General features: G+C 27.8%; 9 protein-coding genes and 1 pseudogene. 6 read left to right on the top strand and 4 right to left on the bottom strand.

What is annotated here, in order from left to right; all coding sequences use genetic code 11:
• Positions 1-63: 63 nt before the first annotated feature.
• A complete protein-coding gene (locus HCG70_RS11370; RefSeq protein ID WP_042399351.1) occupies positions 64-696 on the bottom strand; it encodes a YesL family protein in 633 nt (210 codons plus the stop codon).
• Positions 697-928: 232 nt separating this feature from the next.
• Here HCG70_RS11370 and HCG70_RS11375 point away from each other — a divergent pair, with 232 nt between their 5' ends.
• Positions 929-1,330, top strand: a complete 402-nt coding sequence (locus HCG70_RS11375) for a hypothetical protein (RefSeq protein ID WP_042399354.1) — start codon at positions 929-931, stop codon at positions 1,328-1,330.
• Positions 1,331-1,760: 430 nt separating this feature from the next.
• On the opposite strand, the pseudogene HCG70_RS11380 reads toward HCG70_RS11375, so the two are convergent.
• Positions 1,761-4,212: pseudogene (locus tag HCG70_RS11380) on the bottom strand (GxGYxYP domain-containing protein).
• Positions 4,213-4,374: 162 nt separating this feature from the next.
• Between HCG70_RS11380 and HCG70_RS11385 the strand changes: the two are divergent.
• Complete coding sequence (locus HCG70_RS11385) at positions 4,375-4,869, top strand: hypothetical protein (RefSeq protein ID WP_042399358.1); 495 nt, start codon at positions 4,375-4,377, stop codon at positions 4,867-4,869.
• A gap of 70 nt (positions 4,870-4,939) precedes the next feature.
• On the opposite strand, the gene HCG70_RS11390 is transcribed toward HCG70_RS11385, so the two are convergent.
• Positions 4,940-5,521, bottom strand: a complete 582-nt coding sequence (locus tag HCG70_RS11390) for a hypothetical protein (protein WP_042399361.1) — start codon at positions 5,519-5,521, stop codon at positions 4,940-4,942.
• Positions 5,522-5,841: 320 nt separating this feature from the next.
• Positions 5,842-6,849 (bottom strand): PLP-dependent cysteine synthase family protein, encoded by a 1,008-nt coding sequence (locus HCG70_RS11395; RefSeq protein WP_221697790.1) that lies wholly within the window; start codon positions 6,847-6,849, stop codon positions 5,842-5,844.
• A 550-nt stretch (positions 6,850-7,399) separates the two neighbouring features.
• Here HCG70_RS11395 and gltB point away from each other — a divergent pair.
• From gltB to HCG70_RS11415, 4 genes are all read left to right on the top strand, one after another.
• Complete coding sequence (gltB, locus tag HCG70_RS11400; RefSeq protein WP_221697791.1) at positions 7,400-11,968, top strand: glutamate synthase large subunit; 4,569 nt, start codon at positions 7,400-7,402, stop codon at positions 11,966-11,968.
• 12 nt (positions 11,969-11,980) lie between these two features.
• A complete protein-coding gene (locus HCG70_RS11405; RefSeq protein ID WP_221697792.1) occupies positions 11,981-13,450 on the top strand; it encodes a glutamate synthase subunit beta in 1,470 nt (489 codons plus the stop codon).
• Positions 13,451-13,655: 205 nt separating this feature from the next.
• Entirely contained in the window at positions 13,656-13,922 is a 267-nt protein-coding gene (locus tag HCG70_RS11410) for a cobalamin biosynthesis protein (RefSeq protein WP_042399374.1), read from the top strand.
• A 155-nt stretch (positions 13,923-14,077) separates the two neighbouring features.
• Entirely contained in the window at positions 14,078-14,401 is a 324-nt protein-coding gene (locus HCG70_RS11415; protein WP_156327821.1) for a thioredoxin family protein, read from the top strand.
• The last annotated feature ends 142 nt before the right edge of the window (positions 14,402-14,543 follow it).

A 14,543-nucleotide genomic window follows, 5' to 3' on the forward strand; every position in this document is an offset into this window, starting at 1 on the left:
AATTATATAAATTACTGGAGATAATCCATTTATTTTTTGCATTATCATAGGTAAAAAGAGTACTTATGATAATATTTTACTAAAATGGTTATTATTTTTATTGTATACAATTAAAAAAATACGAGAAACCATATAGCTATGAATAGCAACTCCTAAAAGGAGCATAAATAAAAAGACAATAGGAAAATAAAAAGTAGCAAATAAAACTGATAATCCAAATAAAGTAATAAGTAAGCTATAAGGTAAAGCTTTTATTGATATAAAAAAGCAATACTTAATTATACTTAATATTGATGAGTTAGTTTGAGATAGTACTGGAAAAATATAAGGAGTTACTAATAAAAAAATAAATAGAGTAAAAAATATAAATGGTAGAGCTATATAAGCAATAGACAGTCCACATTTTAACCAGAAAATTAAATTAACTCCTAATATAGTAGATGTTAACAAAACAATTAACCAAATAGCAGTAGATTTTTTGAAATTTTCTTTAAAAGCCTTAAAAAAAGCTTTAGTTATATGACCTTCATTTTCAGATAGTAGATTTAAATTAACAGAGTATAAAGCAGTAGTAGATGCACCAATTGTAATTATTGGAATACTACAAATTACCCATAAAATATTAAGTAAAAACAAATCACTTACTCTATTCATAAATTTTGAAAAGCCACTATCTAAATTAAACAAATTACCCATAAAAATTCCTCCCATAAAAATACCATAATATAATAATAACTCATGTAAAGGTTATATTCAATTGATTATAAGGAAATATAAGGGTTAAGTTACAAAAAGTTTATGAAGGGTATTTGACTTTAAAATAAATTAAGTAAAATATGTAAAAGCATAGTTTAGTTTTATGAATATTTATTTTGGTTAGAAGAATAATAATCGTATATAAAATTTTTATTATAAAAAGGAGATTATTATGAAAAACAAAAGAATAATTGCATTGGCACTATTATTTTTATTAGTATTTAGTAGTAATGTTTTTGCAGACAGAAGAAAACCAGAACCAAATGCTATATTTATGGGAACTGTAGAAGAAGTTCAAAGAAATGAGGATAATAATACAATTAATGTAAAGGTTAAGGGATATTTAAAGGGATTAGTAGTTCAAAATCAGGAGCTTATAGCTATTGTTAGTGATGAAACATTAATAATACCAAATGAATGCCCTAAGGAAGGGGAAGAACCAGATATTAAGAAAGTTAATCCTAAGGAGTTTAAAATACAAAAAGGTGATACTGTATTTTTTGTATTAAGTGAAGCAATGACTAAGAGTACTCCTCCACAAGCAGCAGCAAGAGCTATTCAATTAGCAAAATAAAATAATTTATTTGAAACAGCTTTATTAAGAAAATTTAATAAAGCTGTTTTATTTAAAAAATTAATAAATAAATTAAAACATATGTAACATAAGATAGTATTTTACATATATTGTACTATAAATAATAAATCAATAATTTAAATAGAAGATTACTTTCGTTCAGCAATTTTTGTTAAATTATAATTTATATCCTCCATATAGAGTAGTGATTTATTTAAGTTGCAATTAGTAAGATTTATCCTAGGTATTAGAAACTATAACAAGAGTTGAATTTTGTTATAGTTTCTTTTTGAAGTAAAAGAATTATTTTAATGTTAGAAAATTAAACTTTTTAATTATAAATGATATTTATAAAATAAGGTTTTATATAAATATTAATTCTATCTTATCTAATTAATGATAAGTAAAAAGAGTATTAGTATAACATTGATTATGCATTATGTGAAACATTATTTTGTATTAGTTTAACAAAGGTATCAGGAGTAACAATTCTAACTTTAGGGTTTTTATTTAACTTAGTTATGACATCATTAACATTATCCATTGTATTACTCCAAACATGAACATAAACAAAGGTATAAGAGTTAGGATCTTTAATATTAGTATAACCACAATCAATTCTATCATTGATATTAGAAAGTAATTGATTTTCATCCTCTATTCCTCCCCAAAGTAAATCGCGGCATGAAATAATTGGTTTATCATTAGACCAAATTATTTTTCCATTATAGGCATTGTTTATATCATAATTTAGATAAAGTAAGCCATCTATATTTGAGTTACAGGTATATTTATCCCATAAATCTTTTCTATAAAAAGCTTCATCATCAAGAATCAATACATTATGTGCATCAACATTTGCCATATATTCATTGAGTCTTTTGGTATAGCTAAGTAGTTTGTCAGATGGATATTTACTAGGATACATGTATCCATTACCAGAAGCTGCAACTACATAATTATCAGTATATTTAGTGGAATTTGCAGCTTCATAATATTTATTAAAAACTGTAGGAGCTAAATAGTACAAAGATGGATTTAAAGACCAACCTAAATTAAATTTACCTCTGTGAGGAGAGCCAAACCAATTCTTCATATTGAAATTACTTCCTAATAGCCATTGTTGATTATCTCCATCAGACATAATAAAAGTAATGTAATGAACTCCATCTTCTTCAGTAACTTGATTATTAATATTTTGAAGCTTTGTTGTTGAAGGATACGAACTTAAAACTGAAAGATTATAAGACCAATCTGCAGCAATAGTGTCAATACCAAAGCTAGATGCAATTGAAACATTTGTGTGTTCATCAGGTGCCCAGCCTAAGATTCTACCACCGTCATCCATAGAATTAAAAATTAATTCTCTTAATGTGCTATCGTGTATATCATCTTCGTAGAAAACTAATGACTTTGAAAGAATGGCATAGTCTCTTAATGACATATATTTATCACTAGGTAATTCTATTACAGTAGAATGATTTAAGCCAGAGTTCCATAGATTATTAAATGCCCAATATTTATCAGTTTCTCTGCAGTCTTCAATTAGGTTTGTTATGCCATGATTGTTTAATATGGTTTCGATAGATTCATCAATTGCTATTGAGTCATTTAATGATGCTAAGGTGCAGGCATTGTTTATTGATGATTCCTTTACATTGCTATATAGTACATAGCCGTTTATATAGCATTTAAACTTATCTATAAGTTTCCAAGGGTCATTTATTATTTTATATTTTGCATTGTAGTTTTTATTTAAATCATCAAGCCATATTTGATAATCAGGTTCGCTTGAACTTAATATATATATTTGCTTATCACTTTTTGAAGCTATAAGCCCCTGAAGAGTTGCAATCATGGTTTGCTCGGCTTTTGTCATATTATTGTCAGATATAACATAAAGCAATTTAGGGGGGATAGGACCTTTAATATAGGAGTCATTAACTTCTATACGATCATTATAGCTACAATTTAATAAACTTATGTTTTTATTAGAAAGATTTGTGCTATTAGTTGAATTATAATTAGCAAATGTAGAGTTACAACCTTTATATTTATCATAAAAATTACTTAAGAAGTCATATCTATTACCAACATAAAAATCTACAGCATCTCGTTGAGAAATTCCAGAAAGCAATACTTGACGTCCGATGATATCATTTAAACTAACATTATTACCATTTTTAATAATGTCATACATTATCATAAAAGTGGTAGTTCTACCTACTCCAGCTTTACAGTGAAAGTGAAAGCATGTATCTTCAGAATGGCTTTTAATAATGTCAATAAAGTAATTAACCATATCTTCATTAGGCAAATTACCATCTGTTACAGGAATTCTAATATAAGATATATTATTTGAGTATGCTAAAGTAGATTCACTTTGAACTAAATTGGGTGTAATTATTTTTTTTATTATTGTATAAGGTTAAAGGTTTATTTAAGTTGATAGAAGATAAATCACTATTTTCTTTTCCAATAACTTCATCTAAAGTAAGACCAGCATTTGCACTATTATTTGCATTGGCAAAGCTAATAGCCATATCATCGTTTATAAGCCCATGAGATTCTTGTCTTAGATCAATATCTACAATAGGAAGATTTGTATTTATATTTTCTATTAATAAAGGCAAATTAGTAGGAGTAAACTGGCCACTTCCGGATATATTAAGTTTTTCTAATCCTTCTATATTTAAAGATGTTAGAGCTGAAGAGTTAGAAATATTAGTTGTTTTACGAAAGTGACCTGGTAGCGAATTAGTATTAGCAGAATCTTGAATAATATTAACATCACTTGAAGCTTCAATTGGAAAAGAAACTGATGTCAATAAAATTATAATAGTTAATAAGAAAGTAAATATAATTTTTAAATTTTTTTTCATTAGTTTATACCTCATAATTATAGTTTTTACTATTTATTAGAGTAAGCAGGAAAAATATAATTTATTCAGAAGTTATAATATTTTAGTGAAATAGTTAATTATGGAGCAAACAACAATATAATAAATATTATAAAAGTATGAGCATAATGAAGGAAAATTTAAATGGCTAAGAAGAAACATAGATGTAAGAAGAAAAGAAATAATAATCAATATAGTGAGTATAATGAAGGCGGAGATGTTTCTTATGAAATGAGTGAGGCGGATATTAGAACATTAGGGTTATTAAACTTACAAATATTAATGATATATATAACAATATACGCTTATATAATATTATACACATCTACTGTACAAGGAATTGAATTAATATATAGCAAATATAATAATGAACATATTGACTCAATACAGGCTGATGAAACAGCTTTACAAGCTGTATATATGTTTTTTGCAACGCAATTAATATTTACTAGAATAGCAATTGTTAGATACAATATATTATATGAAGAAAAGGAAAGAGGAGAAATTGATTATTCACTTGAGCCTAATATAAATATTATTAGATCTAATATAGTATCTATAATATCTCTTCTTTATCTTATTGCTGGAGCGGAAGGGGTATATGAAAGGGATAACGGACAAACTATATTTGGGGTTTAGAGTAGGTAGTTTGATAATATAAAAAAATGAACTCCAACTTTCGTTAGAAAAGGAGTTCATTTTTTATATCTTATTTAATTCCTAATTTATCCTTAGCATTATCAATCATATTTTTTAAATCTAATCTAGCATTATGAGCATCTAAGGTTAAGGATCTCAAACCTTTTACTACTTCGTCTTTAGATAAAGTAGCATAATCTTTTGTCTTTTCAACAAAAGTTCCAGTATAATCATCAACAGCAATAATAGCTTTATCAGCAGCTGTTATTACTTCTTCATTGTACTTATCAACTTCGTCATTTCCTTTTACAACGTTATTTTTTAAGTCATTCTTAAAAGCCTCTAAATTATTTTTTAATTGGTCGTAAGAATCGTTGTATGCAGTTATAAATTCATCATATGTATTATCATATGTAAAATCATCTACATAAATATCATAGGTAGTATCAAGTGTATTATCGTTAAAGTAATGATTATATCTTTCTGTTAGATAATCATAATACTCCTGATTAGTAGGAGGATTTTTTTTGTCGGTATTATTAGTAGTATTGTTAGCATTATTAGTGGTATTATTATTGCTACCGCATCCAACTAAACCAAAGATAAGTAGAGATAATAATACTAATGATAGAGCTTTAAATTTTTTCTTCATCTTAAACATCTCCTTAAAATAGTTTATATATATAGTTTGCTTAAGATAAATATTAGTATTCATATAAGTATTAAAAAAGCTTTGGGTATTTAAGCCTAAAAATTGAATGAATGTAGTTTTTTTTATACACATTATTAGATTTATTTTTAGGACATTAATATAACTATAGATTAATATTATGAGATTTTTTTTAATAAAGATAGTTATAGTATTAGTGGTTATTGAATAAATTTAAGTTAATATGTTTTATGGAAAAAAGAAATATTATTTTTAGAAATTTACTTAAAAATAATATTTCTTTTCGGTAGTTGTTTTTATAATTAAAGAACTTTGATATCGATTAGTTTTATATTAGAAGAAATATAATTTTCTTTAACAGGCTCTTTATTCATTAAATCTGTAGATAGATATTTTTTATTATCATCAGCAAACACAGTTACTGCAACAGAAGTTGCACTATTAAGTTCTAAGGCTTTCACAGCACCTATAAAGTTAGCACCAGATGAAATTCCAACTCCAAGACCTAATTCTCGAGATAATTTTTGAGCCATAATTATTGCATCACCGTCATCAATACTGATTATTTCGTTTAAATCGTTTAAATTTACTATTGGAGGAACAAATTCATCAGATATACCCTGAATTCTATGAGTGCCAGTGTGAGTACCTGTTGATAATGTTGGTGATGAGGATGGTTCTAAAGGATATGCCTTAAGATGATGATTTTTTTCTTTTAAGTACTTATAAATTCCCATTATTGTACCGCCTGTACCTACACCAGAAACTAATATTGAAGGAGTTAAATGATGTCGTTTTAAGGTGTTATATATTTCAGGGGCTGTTGAATAGTAGTGGGAATAGGAATTTGAATTATTAGAAAATTGTTGTGGTAAATATATATTAGAGCAATTAGCTTTACATTCTTCAGTTAAAGATATACATTTTGAAAATCCACCAGCTTCTTTTGAAACCAAATGCACAGTAGCATTATAACTTTCTAGTAATTTAATTCTTTCAGGACTCATCCAATCAGGCATATAAATATGAACATTAAAACCTAAATAAGTTCCAATAGCGGCAAAAGAAATACCAGTATTTCCACTAGTTGCTTCTAAAATAAGATCATCATCATGAAGCTCTTTATTAATATAAGCTTTTTTTAACATATATAATGCAATTCTATCTTTTATACTTCCTGTTAAATTATAATACTCTAGTTTAGCATAAACCTTCATTTTTTTTTCTTTATATATAAAAGAAATTTCAACTAGAGGAGTATGTCCAATTAAATTTTTTAAGCTATTTAATTTAAAAATTATATCGTTCATATAAACACCTATATAAAAATTATTTTATTAATAATATATGAAGTAATATATTTTTTTAGTAAGAATTTTTTGCTATTAGGATATATCAATTAGTTATTTATGTTATTAAAATTAATAACTATATTTTGTGTTTGAAAGATAATGAAAGTTTTTGAGAAAATGACAGAAATAAAAATATATCATTCATAATTTCGTAAAAATATGTATATAAAACTTATAAATGTAATAAGGAGTTTGAATTTTAAAAATAACATATTATTAAAAAAAATAAGTTTAAGTGATTAATAATTAATTTTTTTAAAGGAAAGTATATAAAAATATTAATAAAAAATTGAAATTATATACAAAGTTGTATATAATGTTTATAAAATAAAAATGTATTAATTTAGTAAAAAGAGATTTTTAATAAAAATATTATTTCATATTTGTGATTATAACTAACGAAGTTTATGAAAGCTAATAAGTTAAAAGTTTTTGTTAAAGAACCATTTTTTTATTGAAAAGCAAAGAAGATAATATGACTAAATTATAAATAAAAGGAGCGTTATTTATGAAAGAAAATTGGGGCTTATACAACAGCAATTTTGAACATGACGCATGTGGAATTGGAGCTGTAGTAAACATTAAAGGAAAGAAATCTAATAAGGTTATTAATGATGCATTAGATATTTTAGAAAATTTGAAGCATAGAGGTGGTACTGGGGCTGATGAAAATACTGGTGATGGAGCTGGTATATTAATTCAAATACCACATAATTTCTTTAAAAGAGTATGTAATGAAGCTAATGTAAAATTACCAGATTCAGGTGAGTATGCAGTAGGAGCATTATTTTTACCAACTGAAGAAAGTAAAAGGAAATTAGCATTAAATATAATTAATGAAGTTTTAAATAAAAGAGGATATTCACTTTTATTATTAAGAGAAGTTCCAGTAGATTATAGTGGGCTTGGAAAAGCAGCTTTAGAAGCTATGCCAAAGATTATGCAAATTATAATTAATAAGCCAGAAGGTATAAATTCATCTAGGGATTTTGAAAGAGAATTATATATATTAAGAAGAGATATTGAAAAGTCATTTAATAATGAAGAAAAATTAAATGATTGTAGTACTTATATAGCATCACTTTCGTCTAAAACTATAGTTTATAAAGGGATGTTATTATCTACACAGGTTAGAGAGTTTTATCATGACCTATTAGATAAGGAAGTAGAATCAGCTATTGCTTTAGTTCATTCAAGATATTCAACAAATACATTCCCAAGTTGGGAAAGAGCACATCCTAATAGAATGATGGTTCATAATGGTGAAATAAATACTTTAAGAGGTAATGTTAATAAAATTTATTCAAGAGAAGATTCTATTAAATCAGAAGTTTTTGGTGAAAGATTACAAGAGGTATTACCTATTATTAATAAGGAAGGTTCTGATTCAGCAACATTCGATAATGTATTAGAATTCTTATATATGGGTGGAAGAGATTTAACAAGAGCGATATTAATGTTAATTCCAGAGCCATGGGAAAAATCAAAAAATATAGATCCTGATAAAAAAGCTTTCTATAAATATAATTCAACAATAATGGAACCATGGGATGGACCAGCTTCAATAGTATTTACTGATGGAGATAAAGTTGGTGCAGTTTTAGATAGAAATGGATTAAGACCTTCTAGATATTACATAACTGATGATGGTTATCTTTTCTTAGCATCAGAAACAGGTGCTGTTGCAATTGATGAGGAAAGAGTTATTAGAAAAGAAAGATTAGAACCAGGTAAGATTTTATTAGTTGATACTGTTAAGGGAGAATTAATAGAGGATTCAGAAGTTAAGAAAAAATATAGCTTAGAGCATCCATATCAAGAATGGTTAGATGAAAGATTAACACCATTAAGAGATATAAAAATAGAAAATTATGAAGAAAAGTTCATGAACAAAGATGAAAGAAAAACTTATCAAAAAGTTTTTGGTTATGGATATGAAGATTTAAAAACTAATATCTTTGAAATGGCTCAAAATAAGCATGAACCAATGGCGGCTATGGGAATTGATACACCACTTGCAGTATTATCATTAAAGGATCAACCATTATTTAATTACTTTAAACAATTATTTGCTCAAGTAACAAATCCTCCAATAGATGCTATAAGAGAAGAAATCGTAACATCTACTAATGTTTACTTAGGATCTAAAGGAAATATTTTAGATGATTGTCCAGAAAGCTGCAGACAAATAGAAATAGTTAATCCAATTATAAATAATAAGGATTTAGAAAAAATAAAATCATTAAATGGACATGGGTATAAAATAAGTACATTAGATATTACTTTTGATATTACAAAGGAAAATAGCTTAGAAATATCATTAAAGTATTTATGTAGAGAAGCACTTCAATTAATTAAAGAAGGAACTAATGTAATTATATTATCAGATAGATTTGTAGATAAGGATAATGCACCAATACCTTCATTATTAGCAGTTGCTGCAATGAATAATTATTTAATTAAAAAGGGTGTTAGAAGTTTAGCAGATATAATTGTTGAAACTGGTGAAGCTAGAGAAGTACATCATTTTGCAACACTTTTAGGATATGGTGCTACAGCAGTTAATCCATATTTAGTTTATCAAACTATTCATGAGTTAGTTGAAGATGGAATGATTACAATTCCTTATGAAGAGGCAACTAACAATTATGATAATGCTGTTGTAAAAGGTATAACTAAGATACTTTCTAAAATGGGAATATCGGCTATTAGATCTTATCAAGGAGCTCAAATATTTGAAGCGTTAGGTATAGATAAAACTGTAATAGATAAATACTTTACAAATACAACAAGCAGAATTGGTGGATTAACATTAAAGGATATTGAAAAAGAAGCTTTAGGAAAGCATGAAGATGCTTATAATAAGAGACTTAAGCAACTTAACTTTGATTTAGATAACTTTGGTAGAGATAAATTAAGAAGTGATGGAGAAAAGCATTTATACAATCCAATAAGTATTTATTTACTACAACAAGCGACTAAGAGTGGAGATTACAATAAGTTTAAGGAGTATTCTTCATTAATAATGAAAGAAGAAGAAGGATTAACTTTAAGAGGATTACTAGACTTTGAATTTGAAGAAAATCCTATTCCATTAGAAGAAGTAGAGCCAGTATCTGAAATAGTAAAGAGATTTAAGACAGGAGCAATGTCATATGGATCAATTTCAAAGGAAGCACATGAAGCTCTTGCTATAGCTATGAACAGATTAGGTGGTAAATCTAATACTGGTGAAGGTGGAGAAGATAGAGAAAGATGGATTCCATTAGCAAACGGAGATACAAAGAGATCAAAAATTAAACAAATAGCATCAGGAAGATTTGGTGTTACATCAGAATATTTAGTTAATGCTGATGAACTACAAATTAAAATGGCACAGGGAGCAAAGCCTGGAGAAGGTGGACAATTACCTGCATCAAAGGTATATCCTTGGATAGCTAAGACAAGGCATTCAACTACAGCAGTTGGATTAATTTCACCACCACCGCATCATGATATTTATTCAATTGAGGATTTAGCACAACTTATATATGATTTAAAGAATTCGAATATATATGCAGATGTTTCAGTAAAATTAGTTGCAGAAGCAGGAGTTGGAACAGTTGCAGCAGGTGTTGCTAAGGCTGGAGCTGATGTTATATTAGTATCAGGATATGATGGGGGTACAGGGGCATCTCCTAAGACATCAATTCAACATGCCGGTCTTCCTTGGGAATTAGGACTTGCTGAAGCTCATCAAACACTTGTTATGAATAACTTAAGGGATAGAGTAAGAGTAGAAACAGATGGTAAACTTATGACTGGAAGAGATGTTGCAATAGCAGCATTACTTGGAGCAGAAGAGTTTGGATTTGCAACAGCTCCACTTGTAGCCTTAGGTTGTGTAATGATGAGAGTATGTAATTTAGATACTTGTCCAGTAGGAATTGCAACTCAAAATGAAGAGCTTAGAAAGAGGTTTACTGGTAAACCTGAATATGTTGTAAACTTCATGGAATTTATAGCACAAGAGTTAAGGGAATATATGGCTAAGCTTGGATTTAGAAGTATAGATGAAATGATTGGCAGAGTAGATAAGTTAAAGAAAAAGGAACATCTTAATAATTGGAAGGCTGAAAGAGTTGATTTATCATTAATATTAGATAAGTCTCAAATTAATTCAGAAAATGGAGTTATCTTTAATGAAGATAAGAAATTTGATCATAAGCTTAATGAAGTTAAAGATTCAACTGTTCTTTTAGAATTAGCAAAACCAGCATTGGATAATAAAGAAAAAGTTAAAATAAATATAGATATTGTTAATACAGATAGAACATTTGGTACTATTTTAGGGTCAGAAATAACTAGAAGATATAAAACAGAAGGATTACCAGAAGATACAATTTGGATTAAATGTGCAGGAGCAGCGGGACAAAGCTTTGGGGCATTTATACCAAGTGGTTTAACTTTAGAAGTTGAAGGCGATGGTAATGACTATGTTGGTAAGGGATTATCTGGAGGAAAGGTAATAGTATATCAGCCTAAAAATAGTAAACTGGTTGCAGCAGATAATATTATAGTAGGTAATGTTGCATTATATGGAGCTACTTCAGGAAAGGCTTTCTTTAGTGGAATTGTTGGAGAAAGATTCTGTGTAAGAAATTCAGGAGCAACAGCTGTAGTAGAAGGTTGTGGAGCTCATGGATGTGAATATATGACTGGAGGAAAAGCTGTTATACTTGGAAAAACAGGAGTGAATTTCGCAGCAGGTATGAGTGGTGGAATTGCTTATGTGTTAGATGAAGATGGAGATTTCAATTCTAAGGTTAATAAAGAAATGGTTCTTATTGAAAATCCAGATGATAAAGATGTCAAATTCTTAAAAGATATAATAAATGAACATTATGAGCTTACTAATTCAGTTAAAGCAAAAACTATTTTAGATAATTTTGATTTATATATAACTAAGATTAAAAAAGTTATTCCTGTAGATTATAAAGAAGTTTTAGAGCTTGTTAGAATTAACGAAGAAAAGGGATGTACTAGAGATGAAGCTTTAGTAAATGCCTTTTATGAAAAAACTGGAAGGGTAATGTAAGGAGGGAGTATCATGGGAAAAGCAACAGGTTTTATGGAGTTTAATAGAAAAAATTGTAGCAGAGAGGATGCACTCAATAGAGTGAATCATTGGAATGAATTTGATACACCTCTTACAGAAGAGGAAAGAAGAAAACAAGGGGCAAGATGTATGGATTGTGGAGTTCCATTTTGCCAGTCAGGTGTTATGTTAAATAATATGGCAACAGGATGTCCACTTCATAATCTTATTCCAGAATGGAATAACTTTGTATATCTAGGAAAATGGGAACTAGGATTAGAAAGGCTTTTAAAAACAAGTAATTTTCCAGAGTTTACATCAAGGGTATGTCCAGCATTATGCGAAAATGCATGTACTTGTGGATTACATGGAGATGCTGTAACTATTAAAGCTAATGAAAAGTATCTTATTGAAAAAGGATTTAGCGAAGGGTTAATTAAAGCAAATCCACCAGAAGTAAGAACAGGCAAAAAGGTTGCAATAATAGGTTCAGGACCATCAGGACTTGCAGCTGCAGATTTTTTAAATAAGTTAGGACATAGTGTTACTGTATATGAAAGAGAAGATCATGTTGGTGGCCTTATGATGTATGGTATACCAAATATGAAGCTTGAGAAAACTGTTATAGAAAGAAGAGCTGAGATTCTTAAAGAAGAGGGAATAATTTTTAAAACTTGCGTTAATGTTGGGGTTGATGTAAAGTACAGCGAATTAGATAAAGAATATGATGCAGTAGTAGTTACTATAGGAGCATCTAATCCAAGAGATTTAAAAGCTCCGGGAAGAGAACTTAATGGAATTCATTTTGCAGTAAAATATTTAACTAACAATACTAAGAGAATAATTAACTCCCAGTTTAATAAAGGTACTGATATTTTAGCAACTAATAAGGATGTAATAGTAATTGGTGGTGGAGATACTGGAACAGACTGTGTTGGAACAGCTCTTAGACAAGGATGTAAATCTGTAAATCAATTTGAAATTATGGGAGAGCCACCAAAGACTAGATCTGCAAATAATCCTTGGCCAGAATATGCAAAGGTATTAAAAGTTGATTACGGCCAAGAAGAGTATATTGCAAAGTTTGGGCATGATCCAAGAAGATATTTAACGAGCGTTAAAGAGTTTTATGGAGATGAAAATGAAAATGTCAAATCTCTAAAAACTGTTGATGTACAATGGGTTAAGGGAGAAGACGGTAGAATGAATCTTAAAGAAATAGAAGGTTCTGAAAAAATTTGGAATGCCGATTTAGTTTTAATAGCTATGGGATTCACAGGAGTTGAAGATTATATAGCTAATGATTTAGGGGTAGAACTAAATAAAAGAGGCAATATTGCTGCCAATGATATAGATTATAGAACATCTAAAGAGAAAGTTTTCGTTGCTGGAGATGCAAGAAGAGGACCATCATTGGTTGTATGGGGAATTGCTGAAGGAAGAAATGCAGCATTAGCTGTTGATAAGTATTTAATGAAATAAGAGTTAAAAGTAGAGTTATCTTTAATGATTAATAAATCAATTAAAGATAACTCTTTTTATATAAATTAAAAGTTAGAGAATAATAACTAAATAAGGATTGATGATAGGAGAGATTAAAAACCTATTTGTAAATGTTATAAATTTATAAATTATGGTATAATTATCAATGAGAATATAAATTTTTGAGATGACATTTGGAGGATATATGGAAAACATATTAACTGAAATTGAAAGAGAAAATAATATTAGAGAAATTTTTTTAAGCATGTTTAAGGAAGAGGGGATTTCACAAGAAGATTTAGAAAATGCAATATGTGAATCTTATCGTGAACAAGGTATAGAATGCGATACTGTAAAAGATATTCCTATTAAGGAAATGGAAGAGGCTATAACAGAATGTTGTGAAGCTGCAGGATTAGCATTTGAAACATTTGATGATATTTTAGAATATTTTTATAAAAATAATAAATAATTAAATAAGTAGCTAGCACTTGAATATTCAGGTACTAGCTATATTTTTGTATATAATTTACTTATAAAAGTTAAGCTAAAAGAAGCAATATATTATTAACTATAATTTATTAACATGAATTACTTAAATTATAGTTATTGAAATGAGGGATAATTTTGAATAGGATATCAAGTGAAGATGAGGTTTTGAGATTAATTAATGATAATGAAATGGTAGTAGTTTATTTTACGGGGAGAGATTGTGGTGCATGTGAAGCGATAAAATTTAAGATTGAAGGTATTTTAAGAACATTACCAAATATAAAGGCTGTAGAGATAGATGGAGAAAAAAATGTAGAGCTAGCAGCAAAGTATGGAGTATTTTCTTTACCTATATTTCTACTATATATTGAAGGAAAGGAGACTTTAAGAATTGGTAGAAATGTTGATTTATTAGAGCTTGAAAGAAATATTAAAAGATATTATGAAATGATATTTTAGAAAGTGTATATTGTATTTACGTATTAAAATAGATACTGTAAAAATGAATTATAATTTTAAGTAAAAGATAAGAGAATTTTTCTACAGTTTATAAAAATATAATAGGATTAGTGAATATAGAGAGGGAGTTTATAAAGAATGG

Origin of the sequence: Clostridium sp. K04, from assembly GCF_019734375.1 — a bacterium.
GTDB lineage: Bacteria > Bacillota > Clostridia > Clostridiales > Clostridiaceae > Clostridium > Clostridium saudiense.